Origin of the sequence: Sphingomonas sp. (assembly GCF_036402235.1) — a bacterium.
Taxonomy (GTDB): Bacteria; Pseudomonadota; Alphaproteobacteria; order Sphingomonadales; family Sphingomonadaceae; genus Sphingomonas.
Genome location: NZ_DASWTG010000054.1, coordinates 206,375 through 225,061, shown reverse-complemented (window position 1 = coordinate 225,061; position 18,687 = coordinate 206,375). Strand labels below are relative to the sequence as shown.

The 18,687-nt window shown below is 67.2% G+C and carries 15 protein-coding genes, 1 tRNA gene and 1 pseudogene; 7 read left to right on the top strand and 10 right to left on the bottom strand.

All coding sequences use genetic code 11. The features are described 5' to 3' along the window. Positions 1-3: 3 nt before the first annotated feature. Both VGD28_RS11800 and VGD28_RS11795 read left to right on the top strand, forming a co-directional pair. Entirely contained in the window at positions 4-1,344 is a 1,341-nt protein-coding gene (locus VGD28_RS11800; RefSeq protein ID WP_331028535.1) for a hypothetical protein, read from the top strand. Between the two features lie 111 nt (positions 1,345-1,455). Then, the gene (locus tag VGD28_RS11795; RefSeq protein ID WP_331028534.1) at positions 1,456-1,794 is read left to right on the top strand and encodes a UrcA family protein; all 339 of its coding nucleotides are present in this window, start codon (positions 1,456-1,458) and stop codon (positions 1,792-1,794) included. Here VGD28_RS11795 and VGD28_RS11790 read toward each other — a convergent pair. Both VGD28_RS11790 and VGD28_RS11785 read right to left on the bottom strand, forming a co-directional pair. Further along, positions 1,791-4,289: a zinc-dependent metalloprotease gene (locus VGD28_RS11790; protein WP_331028533.1), complete on the bottom strand. Its 2,499-nt coding sequence runs from the start codon at positions 4,287-4,289 to the stop codon at positions 1,791-1,793. The genes VGD28_RS11795 and VGD28_RS11790 overlap by 4 nt on opposite strands. A 39-nt stretch (positions 4,290-4,328) precedes the next feature. Then, positions 4,329-4,844, bottom strand: coding sequence for an Lrp/AsnC family transcriptional regulator (locus tag VGD28_RS11785; RefSeq protein WP_331028532.1), 516 nt, complete (start codon positions 4,842-4,844; stop codon positions 4,329-4,331). A gap of 292 nt (positions 4,845-5,136) precedes the next feature. On the opposite strand from VGD28_RS11785, the gene VGD28_RS11780 reads away from it, so the two are divergent. The 3 genes from VGD28_RS11780 to VGD28_RS11770 all read left to right on the top strand — a co-directional run bounded on the left by VGD28_RS11780 (position 5,137) and on the right by VGD28_RS11770 (position 10,148). After that, a complete protein-coding gene (locus VGD28_RS11780) occupies positions 5,137-8,097 on the top strand; it encodes a TonB-dependent receptor plug domain-containing protein (protein WP_331028531.1) in 2,961 nt (986 codons plus the stop codon). Positions 8,098-8,191: 94 nt separating this feature from the next. Next, entirely contained in the window at positions 8,192-9,781 is a 1,590-nt protein-coding gene (locus VGD28_RS11775; RefSeq protein ID WP_331028530.1) for a peptidase dimerization domain-containing protein, read from the top strand. Positions 9,782-9,944: 163 nt separating this feature from the next. Then, positions 9,945-10,148, top strand: coding sequence for a hypothetical protein (locus VGD28_RS11770; protein WP_331028529.1), 204 nt, complete (start codon positions 9,945-9,947; stop codon positions 10,146-10,148). 70 nt (positions 10,149-10,218) lie between these two features. Here the strand turns inward: VGD28_RS11770 and VGD28_RS11765 are convergent. From VGD28_RS11765 to VGD28_RS11735, 7 genes are all read right to left on the bottom strand, one after another. Beyond that, a tRNA-Thr gene (locus VGD28_RS11765) sits at positions 10,219-10,294 on the bottom strand. Positions 10,295-10,374: 80 nt separating this feature from the next. Next, positions 10,375-11,577: a GGDEF domain-containing protein gene (locus tag VGD28_RS11760; protein WP_331028528.1), complete on the bottom strand. Its 1,203-nt coding sequence runs from the start codon at positions 11,575-11,577 to the stop codon at positions 10,375-10,377. A gap of 78 nt (positions 11,578-11,655) precedes the next feature. Beyond that, complete coding sequence (locus tag VGD28_RS11755; protein ID WP_331028527.1) at positions 11,656-12,516, bottom strand: hypothetical protein; 861 nt, start codon at positions 12,514-12,516, stop codon at positions 11,656-11,658. Then, the gene (locus tag VGD28_RS11750) at positions 12,516-12,863 is read right to left on the bottom strand and encodes a hypothetical protein (protein WP_331028526.1); all 348 of its coding nucleotides are present in this window, start codon (positions 12,861-12,863) and stop codon (positions 12,516-12,518) included. The genes VGD28_RS11755 and VGD28_RS11750 overlap by 1 nt, the downstream gene beginning before the upstream one ends. Beyond that, positions 12,860-13,201: a hypothetical protein gene (locus VGD28_RS11745; protein WP_331028525.1), complete on the bottom strand. Its 342-nt coding sequence runs from the start codon at positions 13,199-13,201 to the stop codon at positions 12,860-12,862. Before VGD28_RS11745 ends, VGD28_RS11750 begins: the two co-directional genes overlap by 4 nt. Further along, a complete protein-coding gene (locus VGD28_RS11740; protein ID WP_331028524.1) occupies positions 13,198-14,538 on the bottom strand; it encodes a serine hydrolase domain-containing protein in 1,341 nt (446 codons plus the stop codon). The genes VGD28_RS11745 and VGD28_RS11740 overlap by 4 nt, the downstream gene beginning before the upstream one ends. A 313-nt stretch (positions 14,539-14,851) precedes the next feature. Continuing rightward, positions 14,852-16,180 (bottom strand): replication-associated recombination protein A, encoded by a 1,329-nt coding sequence (locus VGD28_RS11735; protein ID WP_331028523.1) that lies wholly within the window; start codon positions 16,178-16,180, stop codon positions 14,852-14,854. Between the two features lie 293 nt (positions 16,181-16,473). Here VGD28_RS11735 and VGD28_RS11730 point away from each other — a divergent pair, with 293 nt between their 5' ends. Together VGD28_RS11730 and VGD28_RS11725 are read left to right on the top strand one after the other, a co-directional pair. After that, a complete protein-coding gene (locus VGD28_RS11730; protein WP_331028522.1) occupies positions 16,474-17,034 on the top strand; it encodes a PadR family transcriptional regulator in 561 nt (186 codons plus the stop codon). Continuing rightward, a pseudogene (locus tag VGD28_RS11725) lies at positions 17,035-17,339 on the top strand (DUF2218 domain-containing protein). It abuts the gene before it with no gap. Between the two features lie 133 nt (positions 17,340-17,472). On the opposite strand, the gene VGD28_RS11720 reads toward VGD28_RS11725, so the two are convergent. After that, entirely contained in the window at positions 17,473-18,621 is a 1,149-nt protein-coding gene (locus tag VGD28_RS11720; RefSeq protein ID WP_331028521.1) for a glycosyltransferase family 1 protein, read from the bottom strand. Between the last annotated feature and the right edge of the window lie 66 nt (positions 18,622-18,687).

Below are 18,687 nucleotides of genomic sequence, written 5' to 3'. Positions count from 1 at the left end.
GGCATGAACCCGCAGGCGCTGCCCTACGGCCCGGCCTTCGGGCTCGGCGTTCTGGTTCCGGTGACGGTGTTGCTGCTGGTGCCGCTGGTGATCGCCGCGCGGCGGGCGGGAAGCGTCGCCGGCACCTTCGTCGTGGTGGCATTGTGGCTGCGCTACACCGCCGGGGCCTACCACCTCTATATGTTCAAGCCGCTCGCGGTCGGGCTTTCGGGCAATGCGCTGCTCTCGATCGGCGTGACCGCGTTCGGGCTGATCTTCGTGGTGCGGCCAGCCAATCTCGCGCTCAAATGGCTGCTGCCGGTCTATGCGCTGGTCGTGCTGGCGCTGGTCAGCGCGGCGCTCAACGGCGATCCGGCAGGCGGCGTCAATATGGGCGTCAAATACGCCTATATGACCGTGATCGTCATCGCGGTGTTCCAGGCGCTGCGCTGCGATCCCGAGGCGCGGTTCCTCAGCTGGGCGATGATCTCCTTCCTGCCGCTGCTGGTATTCCAGGCGTTGTCGCTGGCGCTGCATCTGCCCAAGGGATCGGAGGATGGCGACGGGCTCGTGTGGATCGGCGGCTACAACCACGAGGCGGCCTTCTCGGTCGCGATGATGACCGGATTCCTCGTCGGCTGCTTCGCCAGGTCGGCGCCGCCTGTGGTGCGCGTCGCGTTCCTGGCGGCGACATTCCTCGGCATCGTGCTCGCGGGCTATCGCACGACGATCCTCGCATTCGCCCCTCTGGCGCTGGCGACCTTCCTGAGCGGACTCACATTGAGCGTGCGGCGCGACCAGCGCGTATCGATGGCGGTGACGGCGGTGGTGGCGGGCGTGCTGCTCGTCTCGGTCGGGGTGCTGCTCTACAGCGCCAGCTTCGCGGATCTGGGCGCATTTCTTTCGGACCCGGCCGGGCTGATCAAGCCGCCGCGCGACTTCGACTTACTCGAGCGCCGGGTGATGTCGGCGCGGCCGCTGATCTGGAGCAGCTATATCTATGCCTGGGCGGAGGGCACACCGCTCCAGCATCTGCTGGGCTTCGGGCCCGAGAGCTGGGAGGGTTTGTTCAAGGTCTATCCGCACAACACCCTGGTCGGCACGCTCTATGAGCTTGGCTGGTTCGGCGTGGCGGCGATGATCACGCTCTGGACGGTGATGTTCGCGGCGGCAGCCGCATCCCGCGGCGAGCGTTTCAAGCTGATCGCTGCGCATTTCGCCTTCTTCCTGCTCAACATGGCGACGATGCCGTTCTGGCAGGTGGAGGGGCTGGCGATGTATGGGCTGCTCTGCGGGTACACCATCTACGCTGCCCGGGCGGCAGCGCGGCCCCGCGCGGCACCGCTGCGTCCCGCCTATCCTTGAGCGACGATGCCGGCGATGGGCTGCCGCGAACACAATGCCCTTGGAATTAGTCCATGCATCGCCCATCTGCGGGAAGCCGTTCGTTAGAGGCGGGGTAGGAAAGGAACGAGGATGGTTAGGCTGTTGGTCTCCCCGGTGGTGGCCGGGATGCTGTGCTGTGTGCCCGCTGCGGCGCGGACGGGCGAAATCGGAAGCGAGATGACGGTAACGGGCGAGCTGCGCGGGGTGACCCGCACGCAGACCGTGTCGCTGCGCGACCTCGACCTGCGCCGCGACGCGCATGTCGGGCGCGCCGAGAGCCGGTTGCGCTTCGCCTCGAAGCAGGTGTGCGACACCAGCGCGACTCACGACCTCTACCAGAAGCGCGAGTACGGCCGGTGCTTCGGCCAGGCGCTGACCAGCGCCCGTAGCGAGCTCGATCGCCACGTGGCGCTGGTGCGGGGCAACTAGCCGAGCGGCGGCCCCGGCGGCAGCGGGAAGCGCGAGCGCGGCCCCTTGCCCCAATCGGGCGCCAGCTTCCTGGGCGCGTTGGCGGCGGGATCGTCGAGATAGGCGGCGATGCGCCGCGCGCTCTGGCGATAGAAGGCGGCGGTCACCGGATCGGCATCGTTCCGGCGCCCGATGCCCGCGCCGAGCTTCGCCAGCGTCTCGAGGATGAACGCGCGCGCTTCGGGCGAGGCAGCCTCGTTCGCGCCCAGCGCCATCATCGCGTCGAGCGCGACCCCCTGGCTCACCCGGCGCAGCGCGCGGGCGGAAGCGTCGCCGTCGCGCGGCGCGTTCCAGGTGCGCGCCAGCGCCGCATCGACCAGCTGCGGTAGCGTCAGCGTGTCGGGCTTGCGCGCCTCGAGCGCCAGCATCCGGTTCGCCCGCGCCGCATCGAACATCGGCTCGAACACCATCGCGGCGAGGATGCGCGCGGCCTTGAGCTGATCGAACGCGGCATCGTCGGACAGATCCTCGAGATTGGTGCCGGGATCGGGCGTCAGCTGCGCGAGCAGGCTTTCGGGCAGCGCCAGGTTGGCCGGCTCGATCGCGTCGAGCAGCAGGCCGAGCGAGTCGCGCTGCACCTCGGTGGGAATGAGCTCGGTCGGCGGGAGCGTGTCGCCCTTGACCACAATGTTCTGGTAGAGCCCGCCGACATATTTGAGCGCGCTCTCGATCGCGTAGCGGTGATGGAGATAGACCATCCACAGCCGCGCATCGCGCAGCGTCCCCACCGGCTCGCCGGGCAGCAGCGCGCTCTGGCCATAGCTCGCCAGCATGATCCGGCGCGCGGCCATCGCCTCGCGCAGATTCTCGCCGGGCGTGGCGCGGTCGTCGTACCAGGTCCAGCGCGGGTCGGTGTCGGGGACGTAGAGCAGGCCCTGGCCGCGCATGTCGGCGATCACGCCGTCGAGTCCCGCCTTCTCCGCCGCGGGCGCGAAGGGCGTATAGGCATAGCGCACCATCATCGTATCATAGGCGCCGATCCCCTTCATGAAGGATTCGGACAAATCGAGCCTGCCGTCCGTCACCTTCACCCGCGGGGTGGGATATTCCATCACCGACGCGCGCTCGTTCAGGCTCGACGCGAAATTATGCCCGAAGCCCAGCGAATGGCCATATTCGTGCGCCATCAGCAGCGCCTGGCGCAGCAGCACCATGTCGCGCTGCCCCGCCGGCATGTTCGCGAACGCGCCCTCGGTCAGCAGGGCGGGATCGGCGACGGTCACGCCCGCGCCGCCGCCGGGCAATCCAGCCACATAGGCGTCCCAGTAATTGCCGATCGTGCGGATGCGGTGCGTGTCCATCCGCACCTTGGCGCCCAGGATCTCGCCGGTGCGCGGATCGCGATAGGTGCCGCCCGACGAGAAGCCGCGCTCGTCACGGTTGATCCACAGGATATAGGCGTAGCGGATGTCCATCGGGTCCATGTCGGCCGGCGCGTCGAGCGCCTCGATCGCGTTGCTGAACCCGGCCGCCTCGAACGACTTGTTCCACCACAGCAGGCCCTGCTTCATCGCGGTGCGGATCGGCGTGGGGATCGCCGGGTCGAAATAGACGCGGATCGGCTTGACCGGGTCGCTGATGGCCGCGGCGGGATCCTTCTTCTCGAGCCGCCAGCGCGTGACCCACGACACGTCGGTGCGATCGCTGAACGGCCTGGAATAGTCGCGGAAGCGCAGCTCGCTGACCCCGATGCGCGGATCGGCCACGCGCGGGACATAGCCGGTCGGAGGCTTGAGGAAGCTGTGGTGGATGCGCAGCGTCAGCGCGCGCGGCTCGGGCGCGACGTTGCGCACCAGCGCGCCGGGCGAGTCGGCGGCGAAGGTGACGATCGTCTCGACTTCGCTATTCTCGGGAAAGGCCTTGATCCGCGGCGCGTAGAAGGTGCTGCGCGCGGGATCGAGCTTGAAGCTGCCCTGGTTGGTGCGGCGCAGCGTCCCCTCGATATTGGCGGCGTCGCGCATGAACAGCGCGGTCGCGTCGACAATCACCTTGCCGCCCGCGCTCGATTCGATCGGCAGGCTTGCGAGGACGGAGGTGGGGAAGGAATCGGCGACGCCCTGCGCGGTCGCCGCGTTGCCGGTCGCGCGATAGCCGGTGTTGGTCTCGACCACGAGCACGCGATTGCCCGCGCGCTGGAAGCGGATCACCGCGCTCTCCATGATGCCGCGGTCGAACGGCAGCTCGACCGATCCGCCGCCGGTCGCCGCCGAGACATAGTAGAGCACATCGGCGTCGAAGGCGGGCACCTGAAGCAGCAGCTTGCCGCGCGCGGTGTCCCAGCTCAGCGGGATATAGCCGTCGGCGAGCGCCGCCTGCGCCGCCTGGGCCGGAGCCGCCTTCACGGTGTGCGGAAGCAGCATGCCTGCCGCCGCGGCGAGCGAAATGGATGCGGCGCCCAGCAACGTCCGCGCCACGGAACGTCGCAGGAATGGCCTGCGCGAGTCGATCCTGGTCATCACTTTCCCCGACAGATGTGGGACGCGACGCTTGCCTTGCTAACGGCGCGGCCCGGTTGCACCTGCCTTTCCCCGTTCAAAGATGACCGGCACGTTTGAACGGCGGGCAACCTCCCTAAGCACGAAGCTGCTCCGGATCCGCGACACATGCGGAAGGTTGGACAGCTCTTCTCGATAGATCTTGTCGTATTCGTCCAGCGAACTGACGTGGATCAGGATCATGAAGTCGGTGTCGCCCGACACGAACCCGCAGAAGGAGACCGAGGGGCATTTGACCACCTCGCGCTCGAACTCGACCAGGATCTTCTCCGCCTGCGAGCTCAGCTCGACCATCACCACCACGGTTCCGGCGAGGCCGAGCGCGCTGAGCGAGAGCTTGGCGGTATAGCCCTCGATCACGCCGGTCTCTTCCAGAATGCGGCGGCGGCGTGCCACCGCGGTGCTGGAAAGATTGATCATTTCGCCCAGCGCGACGTCCGAGATTCGCCCGTCCTCGGACAATGCCTTCAGGATTCGAAAATCGATCGCATCTAGCTCGGAAGGTTGGATATCCATCGAGTAGAGGCATAAACGAGACGAAAATTGAATCAATACCCTTGATTGATCCTCAATTTTAGTCACTATCCATGTAGCGAATCTGCTAGGCTCCATGCCGATCACAGATCGCCGAATGGCTGCGCCGGCACCCGTGCCGGAAGACGGCCGGAACTTTCCGCAGAAGCCCGAACACCAGAACAGTATCGAGAGGATTCCTGGCTGGCCCAATCCAATGATTTGGAGGGCTGTAATGGCTGCGAATAACGATAGAATTCAGGGCGGAAATACCGGATTTTCACGTGCATCGTTGATGGGAACGGCCGCAATCCTGGCGGCGCTCATGCTTCCCGGTCCTGCATTTGCGCAGGATGCGCAGGCCGAGGAGCCCGCGCCGGAACCGGAAGCGCCCACCCCGGAGATCACCGTCACCGGATCGCGCATCGTGCGCGACGGCTATGACGCGCCGACGCCGGTCAGCGTGATCAGCACCAAGGAGCTGAAGGCCGAGGCCCCCGCCAACATCTCCGACTTCGTCAACACGCTGCCGGCGGTGCGCGGCTCGGGCACGGCGGCGAGCTCGAACGGGTCGCTGTCGAACGGCGCCGCCGGCATCAACAGCGTCAACCTGCGCAACCTGGGCGCCAACCGCACGCTGGTGCTGTTCGACGGGCAGCGCTCGGTGGCGTCGACCACCACCGGATCGGTCGACGTCAACACTTTTCCCCAGGCGCTGATCCAGCGGGTGGAGGTGGTGACCGGCGGCGCATCCTCGGCCTATGGCTCGGACGCGGTCTCGGGCGTGGTCAACTTCATCCTCGACAAGGGCTTCACCGGCTTCAAGACCGAATATGAGCATGGTGTCACCACCTATGGCGACGGGCCGAACCACAAATTCTCCGCCACGGGGGGCGCGAGCTTCGCCGACGGCAAGGGGCACATCCTGCTGTCGGGCGAGTATTTCACCCAGAAGGGCATCCAGTCGATCGACCGCGACTGGAACGACAGCGGCTTCTTCCTGATCAACAACCCGGCCTACAGCACGGCAGCCGGCGGCAATTGCCGTGCGCCCGCAGGCTATGTCGCGGGCACGCCGATCACCGGATGCGGCCCGGAATATCTGATCAGTGCCAATACCGGCACCGGCCAGTTCACGCCGGGCGGCCTCATCTCCACCGGACCGCTGCGCGGCACCTATTTCGGATCGATCAACCCGGCGACGGGCAAGGCGAGCGTCAATCAGCTCAATTTCGGTACGACCAGCGGGCAATGGATGCTGGGCGGCGACCTCGACATCACGACCGAGGGGCATCGCAGCAGTGCGACGCTGCTTCCCGCCGAGAAGCGCGCCAGCGGCTTCGGCCGGATCAGCTACGAATTCTCCCCCGCGATAGAGCTGTTCGCTCAGGCGGCGATCAGCCATTATCGCGGGCAGAGCTACTATCAGCAGACGCCGACCGTGGGCGTGACGATCCAGCGCGATAACGCCTTCCTGCCCGATGCGGTGCGCGCGGCGATGGTGACGAACAACCTTGCCTCGGTGCAGATCGGCACCAGCAACATCTTCCTGCCGCCGCAGGGCAGCGACAACAGCCGCCAGGTCCAGCGCTATGTCGTCGGCGGCAGCGGCGACTTCGCGACCGGCGGGCTCGACTGGCAGTGGGACGGCTATTACCAGCTCGGCAAGACCGACACGGTCGAGCGGCTGACCAATGCCTGGCACATCCAGCGCATGGCCAATGCGACCGATGCGGTGGTCGCCGCCGCGGGCAATCCGGGTGGCTATGCAGCCGGGACGATCGTTTGCCGCATCAACGTCGATGCGAGCGCCGCCAATGACGACCGCGCCTGCGTGCCGCTCAACCGCATCGGCACCAACGGCGCCTCGCCCGAAGCGATCGCCTATGTCCTCCATAACGGCCTGCAGCCGCTGCGCCGCCAGCATTTGAAGCAGCAGGTCGCCGCGCTCAATTTCTCGACCAACAACCTGTTCCGCCTGCCCGCCGGGCCGGTCAGCCTCGCGTTCGGCGGCGAGTGGCGCAAGGAAGAGGTAAGCGGCAGCGTCGACGCGCTGTTCCGCCCGATCGTGTCCGGCGGGGTCACCACCGGCACCTGGATCTACGGCAACTATCTGCCGACCATCGGCAGCTACAATGTCAAGGAAGCGTTCGTCGAGACGATCATCCCGATCATCAAGGGAATGGACTTCAACGGCGCCGCGCGCATCACCGACTATTCGACCTCGGGCAGCGTGGTGACGTGGAAGGCGGGGCTGACCTGGCAGATGATCCCGGACATCAAGTTCCGCGGCACCATCTCCCGCGATATCCGCGCGCCCAATTTGTCCGAGCTGTTCGCGCCCGGCACCGGCCGCACCAACACCGTGAACGTGCCGCAGCCCAACGGCACCGTCGCGGCGAACCAGTTCAACGAATCCACCGTCGGCAACCCAGCGCTCGTGCCCGAGGAGGCGATGACCTATGGCGCGGGCGTGGTGGTGACGCCCACCTTCATCCCCGGGCTCGCCTTCTCCGCCGACTATTACAAGATCGACCTCAGCGGCGCGATCGACTCGCTCACCGCGCAGACGCTGGTCGACCAATGCTATCAGCAGAGCATCGCCACGGCGTGCTCGGCGATCTCGACCACGGGCGGGCGCGGGGTCGTCACGCCGGGCCTTGCGGTCACCAGCATCGAGATCAAGCCGACCAACTTCGTCAGCGTGAAGACCAGCGGCATCGACCTGGAGGCGAGCTACCGCCGCGAGATCGGGCCGGGCAACCTCACGCTGCGTGCGCTGGCGAGCTACGCGTTCGAGCTCAAGACCGAGAACGGCGTGACGCTGGCGACCGATGCGGCGGGGCAGAATACGGGCGGGCTGCCCGACTGGACCTATCGCTTCTCCGCCGGCTACGACATGGACAGCGGCTTCTCCGTCCAGGGGATCGCGCGCGGCGTATCGGGCGGGGTGTACAACAACAACTACATCGTCTGCACGACCGACTGCCCGCTCTCCACGGCGGACCGGCGCACGGTGAACACCAACTCGATCCCGGGCGCCTTCTTCTTCGACCTCAACTTCAACTACCGGTTCGAGGTCAAGAACGCGAAGGCCGAGGTCTTCCTCGCGATCCGCAACATCACCGATCGCGATCCGGTGCTGGTCGGCAACGGCCCCACCGGCAACAATACGCCCGCCTATCCGCAGACCAACCGCGCGCTCTACGACGTGCTCGGCCGCGTGTTCCGCATGGGGTTCAGGCTCGCAATCTGAACGCCCCCCTTCCACGGGAGGCGCCCCCCTGCGCCTCCCGTGGACTTGTCTATCGATATTCATTCAAGATCATCATTCGATCCGGGAGAAGGCCATGTCCAAACTCGTCATCAAGTCGTTCCTCGCCACCTTGCTCGCCACCACGCCGATGTCGGGCGCGCATGCCCAGGCGTCCGCTGCGCTCAAGAAGGAAGTCGCCGCGGGCGTCGATGCCCGCGCCAAGCTCGTCCAGGAGATGGTCGACTCCGTATTCAGCTTTCAGGAGCCGGGGTTCCAGGAATTCCAGACGATGGAGTATCTGACCGCGATCCTCGCGAAGAACGGGTTCACCATCCAGAAGGGCGTTGCCGGCATCCCCAGCGCCTGGACCGCGACCTGGAGCAATGGCGAGGGGCCGACGGTGGCGCTGGGGTCGGACGTGGACGGGCTGCTCGGCCTGTCGCAGATGCCCGGCGTTCCGCAGATCAAGCCGATCGTCCCCGGCGCGCCGGGGCATGGCGAGGGGCATAATGCGGGCATGCCGCTGATCATCGCCGCGGCGCTCGCCACCAAGGACGCGATGACCAAGCACAACATCAAGGGCAAGCTGATGCTGTGGCCCGGCGTCGCGGAGGAGCTGCTCGCGACCAAGGCCTATTATGTCCGGGCGGGGCTGTTCAAGGATGTCGACGTGTCGATCTTCACCCATGTCGCCTCGAGCTTCGGCACGGGCTGGGGGGATTCAGGCAATAACGGCATGGTCTCGGTCGAGTACAACTTCAAAGGCCTGACCAGCCATGCCGCGGGCGCGCCCTGGGCCGGGCGCAGCGCGCTCGACGGGGTCGAGCTGATGAACGTGGCGTGGAACATGCGGCGCGAGCATCTCCCGCTCACCCAGCGCTCGCATTATGTGATCACCAATGGCGGCGGCCAGCCGAACATCGTGCCGGGCGAGGCGACCGTCTGGTACTATTTCCGCGAGCAGAATTTCGATTCGATCCGCAAGCTCTACGAGACCGGCAACGAGATCTCGGAGGCGGCGGCGAAGGCGACCGGGACCACCGTCACCCGCCGCATCCTGGGCTATGCCGCGCCCAACCACGCCAACAAGCCGCTGGCCGAGGCGGCGCAGGCCAATATCGAGCGGGTCGGCATGCCCAAATGGAGCGCCGAGGACCAGGCCTTCACCAAGGCGGTGCAGGAAGGGCTCAAGTTCAAGGTCGAGCCGCTCAAGACCGAGGTGGAGAAACTCTCCACCCCCGACACGCGCGGACGCTCGCTGGGCGGCGGCTCGGACGATATCGGCGACATCATGTGGACGGTGCCGACGATCACCATCCGCTTCCCGTCGAACATCCCCAACATGATCGGTCACAACGTGACGGCAGCGATCGCGATGGCGACGCCGGTCGCGCACAAGGGCGCCGTCGCGGGCGCCAAGGCGGTGGCGATGACCGTGCTCGACGCGATGACCACGCCCAAGCTGGTTGCCGACGCCAAGGCTTATTTCCGCGAGGTCCAGACCAAGGACCAGAAATATGATCCGGTGCTCACCGCGGCGGATCAGCCGGCGATCCATCTCAACAAGGAGGTGATGGAGCGGATGCGGCCGGAGCTGACCAAATATTATTACGACCCGGCCAAATATCCGAGCTATCTCGACCAGCTCGGCGTCAAATACCCGACGCTCGCCCCGATAGAATAGACCAGTCTTTCAAGGCGCTTCCCGCCCGCGCCGGCGGGCGGGAAGCCTGACCCTCGGGTGCGACCGAGCAACGCGCTGCCTCGTTGCACTGACCGCCTCGAAGCGCCGCACGCGTGCGCGCGTCTGCCGCCACGCCCTGACCGAGCATGACCAAGGAGAAACAATGCCCCCGTCAATGATGACGCTGCCGCCTGAAATCGTGACGCACATGATCGAGAATTGCCCGGGCCGCACCGACGAAGCCCTGCAGCCTCGCTTCGGTATCAGCTACAACACCTGGCGCCAGATCGAACGCGGCGCCTCGCTCAGACGATCGCTGGCCGAGCGGCTGATCAGCAGGGTAAGCGCCGAGTTTCCGCGCGACTGAAGCTGAGCGCAGCATAGCTTCGAGATCTCGCTCTGGATTCAAGAGCTCGATGGCGAAGCGAGGATTGTGATGGTGCCGGTTGCAGGGATCGAACCCGCGACCTTCGGTTTACAAAACCGCTGCTCTACCAGCTGAGCTAAACCGGCATTCGTCGAGACCGCGAAACGCGGGCCGCGCGTCTTGAGCCGAAGCCGCCGCCGCGGTCAAGGCCGATTCTGGCACGCAGTCAGGCAGCCAGCTCGGCCTTGGCGGCGTCTTCGCCCGTGCAGAAGGTGAGGCGTGCCTTGCCGCCGAGCTTCGAACGGTACAGCGCAGCGTCCGCGCAGGCGAGCAGCCGCTCCAGCTCGAGCGCGACGTCCGGCGTGGTCGCGATGCCGATGCTGGCCGAAAGATGGACGGTCGCGCCATCGATCTCATAAGGGGCGCCGAGGCCGCGGATGATCCGTCGCGCGAGCATCTCCGCCTCGCTTTCATGCTCGACATTGGCCTGGAGCACGACGAACTCGTCCCCGCCAAGGCGCGCCACGGTATCCTCCGCACGCAGCGAGGATTCGAGCCGCCGCGCGACCTGCTGGAGCACGGCATCGCCCGCCGGATGGCCATAGCTGTCGTTGATCGGCTTGAACCCGTCGAGATCGATGAAATGCACCGCGAGCCGGCCGCCGGTCCGCAACGCGGCCTGGCTGACGTCCTGGAACCGCTCGCGCAGCAGCAGCCGGTTGGCGAGGCCGGTGAGCGCATCGCGCTTGGCGAGCAGCGTCAGATCGTGCTGCGCCGACAGATGCTCGACCGCCGAGTGGTAGAGATGGGAGACGGTGTGGAGGCTGAGCCCGGTGATCATCGCGACCATCACCGCCTCGATCGCGAACAGCTCGACATGAAGATCGACGGCATGCGGCATCAGCGCATGGGCGAGAAGCCCGATCACGGTCGGCACGGTGGCGAGCAACAGGCTGATCACGCAGATCACCGGCCGCACCGAGGTCCGCGACACCACCCCGGCCCCGAAGCCGAACACCAGGCTGACGGTGAGGAGGTGGAGCAGGGGAAAGTGATAGGTCAGCGCGTGGAGGTTCAACCCGGCGAGGAGCAGCGCGATGGCATAGGTGCCGATCGCATAGCGCCGTTCCCACCGGCGCAGGCTTTCCTGGTCCTTCTGCGGGTCCCTAGCATAAGCGTTCAGGAGCAGGAGCCGTGCGACGGTGACGATCACCGCGGCCGCGGCGATCGTAGCGAAGACCGGGTCCCACCAGTGATAGGCGACAAGCGCGGCGAGCCCCGCGAACACCAGCCCCAGCCCGAGGATCGGAAGACGCATCGCGAACAGCGTATCGACCAGCTCGCGATAGACCGGCAGCGGCAAGGGCAGGTGCTCGCCGAACGGGTTCCGCCACCGCCGGCCCCGGACATCCCGATCCGATCGTCTCATGCCCGGAGTCTGCGCCGACAAGGTTAACAGCCGGTGCAGGCCGCCAACGGCTCGTCGCATCGGGGGCGTTCCGCCGGCTCATCCGATGCCGAAGGTCCAGCCCTCGGCCCGGGCGATCTCGGCGGTCAGGGCGGGCGGATTCCACAGATCGGCGCGGGCGGCATTGGCGCGGAGCCAAGCCGCGGCGAGTATCGCATCGGTCGCGTGATCGTCATAGCGGGCGAGCGGTGCATGGGGCCGCGTATCCAGCGCGGCGAGGGCGGCATCGAGCGCGGCGGCGTCGCGCAGCTTGGAGCGGCCCTTGGGCAGCCCGGCGGCGCGGGCGGCGATCGCGGTGTAGATCTCGACCACCACCGCACCGGACGCGGGCAGCGGATCGAACGGCCAGATCGCGACCTTGCCGTCGAGCGCATGAAGCAGGCGCATGCCGGCGAAGCTCGCCTTGGCCACCTGCGCCGCGCCGATCGCATCATAGACGGTGGTGACCTTGCCGCCGCCGCTGGCGTTGAAATGCTGCTCGCAACGGCGGAAGTGCATGAAGCGCGCCTTGGGCCCGTCCGCGGCGCCGAGGTAGAAATGGCGGCCGCGGCGGCTGCCGAGGAAGGAGGCGGCGCCGAGATCCTCGTCCTCGCTCTGGGCGTCGACATAGGCCCAGAAGGCGCGCGCGTCGGTCGCGCTGCTCTCGCCGGGGAGATAGGCGCCGCGGTCGAGGATCGGGGCGCAGAAGCTCATGTCGAAGCCGATCAGCAGCGGATCGGCGGCGCGCTCGAGAATCCAGTCGCGGATGCCGGTGCGCGACCAGTGACGGTCGGGTGGGGAGACCAGTTCGGGCGCGGTGTCGCCGGAATCGCACAAGGCAAGGGCGATACCGGGATGGCGGCTGCCCCTGGCGCCCGACCAGTCGATCGCGGCGAAGCGGGTGAAGCGGCGGCCGTTCATCAGGGCCGGTCGCCATAGGCCCTGCGCTGCGCCACCGTGGCGCGATCCCACCAGGCGCGGGCGATCAGCAGCCGCATCCGTTCGGGATCGGCATGCGCCGCGTTGACCAGCACCGTCGGCCAGCCTTCATATTGCGGCGTCTGCCAGAAGGTGTCGGGATCGGTCTCCTTGAGGACGAAGATCTCCTCGCGGGTGGCGCGGAGGACATAGGTGCCGGGCGCACGACCCTGCGAAATCAGTTGCTGGCCGCGCAGTTGCGGCGAGGTCGAGCCTTTGGCGCCAGCACCCATCGTCACCCCGGGCAGGGTAAGCGCGAACGCCACCGCCTGATCCCAGGAGAAGCTCATGGCCGATCACCGAACGCCTTGCGTTGGGCCGGCCTGACGCGGTCCCACCAGGCACGCCGGATGTAAAGCTCGATCCGCTCGTGGGCATCGGTGCCGTAGCGGACGAGCAGCATCGGATAGTTGCGATAATGGTCAGTCTGCCAGAAGGTCTCCGGGTCGGTCTCGAACAGGATTTCCTTCTCCGCCTTGGTCACCGAGAGCGCGAAGCTGCCCGGCTCGCGACCGGGGGACATGAAGCCCTTGCCGTTGACCTTGGGGCAGGGCGTGCCCCACCACGACGCCATCTCCACATCGGGGAGCGAGAGCGCATAAGCGGAGGCTTCGTCCCAGTCCTTCATTCGAGCGCCTTGAGCACATCGGCAACGAAGCGCGGCGCCTCGAACGCGCTGCCCGCCGGATCCTCGCCGCGGCGGACCACGACGAGGCGGGCGGAGGGAATGACGAAGATATACTGGCCGCGATTGCCCTGCGCGGCGTAGCTGCCTTCGGGCAACCCCTGTTTCGGGCCGAACAGCCATAGCGTCGCGCCATAGCCCGGACCGTCGCCGGCCGGCTGCGGGCCGCTGGGGGTCGTCATGTACTTCATCCACCCTTCGGGCAGGATACGCTTGCCCTGCCACACGCCGTCATTGCGCCAGAACTCGCCCAGCCGCGCAAAATCGCGCGCAGTGGACCAGACCTGTGAGGACAGAACGAAATTGCCCTGCCAGTCGACGCCGGTGGTGGTATGCCACATGCCGAGCGGACGGGTCAGGCGATCGCCCGGGAACTGGCGATAGGCGATTTCGTCTCCGAGCGCCGCACGCAGCGCACGGACCGCGAGCAGCGTGTCGTTGTTGGCATAACGGAAGGTGCTGCCCGGCGGGGAGACCAGCGGCCAGCCCACCGCCTGCTCGGTGACCGACGTTCCGCCGAAATAGATCGCGTCGGTGCGGTTGCCCGCGGTGTCGCTGCCAAGGCCCGAGGCCATGCGCAGCAGCTGATCGAGGGTCACCGCCGCTCGCGGATCGCCGAAGCTGCGCCATTCGGGGATTGGCGCGGGTTTCATGGGGTCGAGCTTGCCGTCGGCGACGGCGATGCCGATCAGCGTCCCGGCGATGCTCTTGGCGACCGACCAGGTGCGGTTGGGCACCAGCGGGCCGAAACCGTCTGCATAGCGCTCTGCGATCACCTTGCCGTCGCGCAGGATGACGACGCCGGTCGTGCGCCCCTTCGACACCGCCGGATCGAAGGCGGCAGCAACCGCCGCTTCCAGCGCTTTTGACGGCTTGGGTGCAATGCCGCCGTCGCCCATCGGCCAGGGGTGGGGATCGGCCGGAAGGGGCATGGCGGGATGGGGGTGGTGCAGCGGCGGGAGGATGCGCTTTCCGCCGACCGGCGCGAGCGAACAGCCGACATGCTGCACCCAATAGGCGAGCCGCGGCGGCATGTTCGGGGCGAAGGGCACGCGGACGCTGCGGTCCTGCCGGTCGCTCGCCGCCGGCAGCTCGGCGACCAGCGCCTCATATTCGGGATAGATGCCGGTCAGCTCCAGCGCCGCGACCTGCTCGGGCGTACGGCCGCCGCCGAACTGGCCCTCGCACAGCATCAGCGCCTTGTAGCCCGCGGCGATGGCGCGCTGGTGCGGGGGGAGTTCCTTGGGCTGTTGTGCGGCGGCGGGCACGGCGAGTGCCATCAGCAGCGAAGTTAACACTCCTGCCTGACAAAGTTGACGAAAACGGCGTGTTTTCACGCGCGGGGTGTCAAGCAACTGCGAGGCGGTCTGGGATGATCCGGTCATCCGTCGATGAGAGCAGATGAAATCCAACATTGGAAGAGCAAGGGAGGACTGATGCCATCGCGCCTCGCCACTCCGTCATCCTGACGCTTCGACTGGCTCAGCGCGGGCTTGTTTCAGGATCCATGTCTCCGCAGCGACTGCGCCGCTGGTGGAAGGTTGGATGCTGAAACAAGTTCAGCATGACGGATGAAGAAGGAAGTGAGCGTGCTTAACCGGGGTCGCCCTTCAGCTCCCGCCGCCGCTCGTCCCACCACGCCATGCGCTCGGCGATGCGCTTTTCCAGGCCGCGGTCGGTGGGGGCGTAGAAGGTCTGCGGCGCCATCTCCTCGGGCCAGTAATTGTCGCCCGAGAAGCCGCCCTCGGCGTCGTGGTCGTAGGTGTAGCCCTTGCCGTAGCCGATCTCCTTCATCAGCCTGGTGGGCGCATTGAGGATGTTCTGCGGCGGCATAAGCGAGCCGGTCTCCTTCGCCGAGCGCCATGCCGCCTTCTGCGCCGTATAGGCGGCGTTCGATTTGGGGGCGGTGGCGAGGTAGAGGCAGGCTTGCGCGATCGCGAGCTCGCCCTCGGGCGAGCCGAGGAATTCGTAGGTGTCCTTAGCGGCGATGCATTGGGTGAGGGCATTGGGGTCGGCGAGGCCGATATCCTCGACCGCGGCACGGGTGAGACGGCGCAGCACGTAAAGCGGCTCCTCGCCCGCCGTCAGCATGCGCGCGAGATAGTAGAGCGCGGCCTGCGGGTCGCTGCCGCGGATCGATTTGTGGAGCGCGGAGATGAGGTTGTAGTGCCCCTCGCGGTCCTTGTCATAGACCGCGACGCGGCGCTGGAGGAAATCGCCGAGCGCTGAGGGATCGAGCGGTTCGTCGAACTGGACCGAGAATAAGGTCTCGGCCTGGTTGAGCAGGAAGCGGCCGTCGCCGTCGGCGCTGGCGACCAGCGCGTCGCGGGCCTCAGAGGTGAGGGGGAGGGGGCGTTGCTCGACGGCCTCGGCGCGGTCGAGCAACTGGGTGAGCGCGGCGTGGTCGAGGCGGCGCAGGATGAGCACCTGCGCGCGGCTGAGCAGCGCGGCGTTGAGCTCGAAGCTCGGGTTCTCGGTGGTCGCGCCGACCAGCGTGACGGTGCCGTCCTCGACGAAGGGGAGGAAGCCGTCCTGCTGCGAGCGGTTGAAGCGGTGGATCTCGTCCACGAACAGCAAGGTGCGCTTGCCGAGCCGGGCATGCTCCTTCGCCTCGGCGAACACCTTCTTGAGATCGGCGACGCCCGAGAACACCGCGCTGATCGCGACGAAGCGCAGGCCGACGGCGTCGGCGAGCAGGCGCGCGATGGTGGTCTTGCCGGTGCCGGGCGGACCCCAGAGGATGATCGACGACAGCTTGCCCGCCGCGACCATGCGGCCGATCGCGCCCTCCGGGCCGGTCAGGTGGTCCTGGCCGACGACGTCCTCCAGCCGCTGGGGACGCAGGCGATCGGCGAGCGGGCCGGCAGGGGCGGTGTCGTCAGGGGCGGTGGCGGCTTCGAGACCGCCGAACAGGTCGGCCATTGAGAGTAGATAGGCGCGGGACGGTGTGGCCTCAATCCTCCCCCGCCAGGAGGAGGTGGCAGGCGCAGCCTGATGGTGGAGACGGATGCGATGCCATCCGGACATTTGAAGCGCGCCGCCGTCCTCCCCCTCCGTCGCCTTCGGCGTCACCTCCCCCTGGCGGGGGAGGATCTTTATCAGAAGGGGGCTTGTGCGGGCCAGATCAAGATATATCTTAGACGCATCACGATTCGGATATGAAAGGTATAGGTATGTTTCGAGGACATCATCGCGGCTGCGGGCCGCGCGGGGGCATGGAATTCGGCGGGTTCGGTCCGCGCGGGCGGCGCCAATGGGGGCCATTCACCGTGGAATGGGACGTGCGCGCCGACGGCATGGGTGGCGGCCGCGGGCGGCGGCGCATGTTCCAGGGCGACGAGCTGCGGCTGGTGCTGCTCAAGCTGATCGAGGAGGCTCCGCGCCACGGCTACGACCTGATCCGCGAGATCGAGGAGCGCACCGGCGGCGCCTATGCGCCCAGCCCGGGCGTGGTCTATCCGACGCTGACCATGCTCGCCGACATGGAGTTGATCGCCGAGCAGGCGAGCGACGACGCCAAGAAGGTGTTCGCGATCACCACCGCCGGCCAGGCGCATCTGACCGAGCGCGAGGAGGAGGTCGAGGCGCTGATGGAGCGGCTGGCCGCGATCGGCACGATGCGCTCGCGCAGCCATGGCAGCCCGGTGCGGCGCGCGATGGGCAATCTGCGCCAGGTGCTCCAGCACCGGCTGGGCGATGGCGAGGTGAGCCAGGAGACCCTACATGCGGTCGCCGACCTGATCGACGAGGCGGCGCGCAAGATCGAGAGGCTGTAAATGAGCGTAAGCGCGAACGGATTTGCCAAGACCGAGAAGGCCAGCCGCTATCTCCAGCAGCTGTGCAAGCATTGGGAACACAACCTCAAGGTCGAGTTCACGGCCGATCATGGCACGATCGTGTTTCCCAAGGATGCGCGCGGTGCGGACTGGCCCGGCGACGGGCTGGTCACGCTGGATGCGAAGCCGGATGGCCTCGCGATCCGGGTGGACGCCAGCGCCGATGGGCAGCTCGAAGGGCGGTCGAGCGGCATGTCGACCGGTTCGCGTTCCGTGAGGCGCCGCTGGCGTACGAGTGGGGGTGACGCTGAATCCTCCCCCGCCAGGGGGAGGTGGCGCGCGCAGCGCGACGGAGGGGGAGGACTCCCAACAATCGTTCTGGCATCCGCCCCCTCCGTCAGCCAAGGCTGACACCTCCCCCTGGCGGGGGAGGATTAATTAGCCGCGCGCCGCCATCACTTCGAGATAGGCGTCGAGCACCGCTTGGTTGATGCGGTCCCAGACATAGGCCTGCATCTTGGCGTGGCCCGCGTCGCCGAAGCTGCGGCGCATCGCTGCGTCGCGGGCGAGCCGTTCGATCGCGTCGGCATAGGCGTTGACGTCGCGAGGCGGCACCAGGAAGCCGGTGGCGCCTTCGTCCACCAGATCGAGCGCGCCGGTCGCGCGTGCGGCGACCACGGGCACGCGGCAGGCCATCGCTTCGGCGGTGACGTTGCCGAAGGTCTCGGTGACCGAGGGGTTGAAGAACACGTCCATCCCGGCGACCGCGCGGCCGAGATCGTCGCCCGACTGGAAGCCGGTGAAGATCGCGTCGGGCACCTGGCTTGCGAACCAGTCGCGCGCCGGGCCTTCGCCGATGACGAGGATGCGGTGTGGCACCTCGCGGCGCTTCAGCTCGCGTGCGACCTCGGCGAAGATGTCGAGGCCCTTTTCGAGCACGAGCCGGCCGAGGAAGCCGATCGCAGGCACGTCGTCGGGTATGCCGAGATCGCGGCGCCAGGCATCGTCGCGGCGCTGCGGGTTGAAGCGGGCGTGATCCACGCCGCGGGACCAGATGCTGATCGGGCTGTGCACGCCCCAGCCCCGGATCAGCTCGGCGATCGAGTCGCCGGGCACCAGCACGCGATCGAACTTGTTGTAGAAGCGCGTCAGGCGGCGGATCAGCCACGGCTCGAGGAAGCCGATGCCGTAATAGCGCGGATAGGTCTCGAACCGCGTGTGGAGCGAGGCGACGTTGGCGATGCCGTTGTCGCGCGCCCAGGCGACCGCGGCATGGCCGAGGAATTCGGGCGCCGAGACATGGACGAGATTGGGGTTGAACGCTTCCAGATCGGCGCGGGGCGCCTTGGGCAGGCCCAGCGCGACCTTATACTCGCCGCGCCCGCCGGGCATCGCGAAGGCGGGGACGCTGACCAGATCGCCCTCCGGCTCGAACGCCGGATGCGCGACCGTGGGGGAATAGACGCGCACCTTCACGCCCGCATCGAGCAGGTGGCGGACGAGCTTGTTCAGCGCCTGGTTCGCGCCGTCGCGGACATAGTTGTAGTTGCCGCTGAACAGCGCGACGCGAAGGTCGGAAGCTTTCATCGCTGCGCCCATAGCGCGGCGATTGCGGCGTTACTATGTCCCGGAAGTTGCTCGATCCAGCTTCGC